This window comes from Microbacterium barkeri (genome assembly GCF_027921765.1).
GTDB lineage: Bacteria > Actinomycetota > Actinomycetes > Actinomycetales > Microbacteriaceae > Microbacterium > Microbacterium barkeri.
The window spans coordinates 1-1,106 of record NZ_BSEJ01000033.1 but is presented as its reverse complement, the minus strand read 5'-3'; the positions used below and the strand labels follow the sequence as shown (position 1 = coordinate 1,106).

The 1,106-nt window shown below is 65.9% G+C and carries 1 protein-coding gene; it reads right to left on the bottom strand.

Annotated elements, in window-relative coordinates; translation table 11 throughout:
- A partial coding sequence (locus tag PKE79_RS16450; protein ID WP_271174782.1) for an IS481 family transposase occupies positions 1–997 on the bottom strand: 997 nt, incomplete at its 3' end.
- Positions 998–1,106 lie beyond the last annotated feature (109 nt).

Genomic DNA, 1,106 nt, shown 5'->3' with positions numbered 1-1,106 from the left:
TGTACTGCCCAGCCAGGTTGTTTGAGATCCGGCTGATGGGCGGGAGCTTCCCGGTCGCAGTGTGGGGCCTGTGGTGATTGTAGAAGTGCAGCCAGGCTGGCAGGGCTGCGCGGCGGGCTGACTCGGAGTTGTAGTGCTTCACGTAGGCCCAACCGTCGGCCATGGTGCGATGAAAGCGCTCGATCTTCCCGTTGGTCTGCGGCCGGTAAGGACGGGTCCGCTTGGGCGTGATGCCGAGCTCGGCGCAGGCGTGCCGCCAAGCGTGTGATCGGTAAGCGGAGCCATTGTCGGAGAGGACCCGTTCGACACGGACACCGCGGTCGGCGAACCAGGAGACCGCGCGGCGGAGGACGCCGATCGCGGTCTCGGCGCGTTCGTCGTCGTGGATCTCGGCGTAGGCGACGCGGGAGTGGTCGTCGATGACGGTATGGACGTAGGCGGTGCCGGTGACCATGTCACCGGCGATGCCTCGCTTGCCGGTTCGCTTGGCCGTGACTGCTCGGTTGCGGTCACCCTGGAACCGTCCGACGTAGCGCCAGCCGCCGCCGTCGGGGATGTTGCCGAGCTTCTTCACGTCGACATGGATCAGAGCGCCCGGAGTCTCGTGCTCGTAGCGACGCGCCGGCTCACCGGTCTTCACGTCGATATGCGAGAGCCGATTCAACCGGCAGCGCTTCAGCACAGCGTGAACGGTTGACGACGCCATCTCCAGCCGACCCGCGATCTCAACCGGGCCCAGGCGCCTGCGGATCCGCAAGTGCACGATCTTCTTCACCAGGGGCCGCGCGGTCCGGTTCGGATGAGTGTGCGGCCGGGACGACCGGTCGGCCATGCCCTCCTCGCCGAGCTCGAGGTAGCGAAGAGCCCACTTCTTCGCCGTCGGCCAGGACACCCGGAAGTAGTCCGCTGCTGCGGCGATCGTCCATTCCTCGTCGACGATCTTCTGGGCAAGGCGGAGCCTTTGGCGCGGGGTCAGCGCCGCGTTAGCGTGAGACACGAGAACCTCCCTGGTTCAGAGCGGATGCGGTAGCAGCTCCACTCTGCCGGGAGGTTCTCGTCACATCAGGGAAGCCAGATCAAACAACGTCCCTGAGCAGTACAGCTAG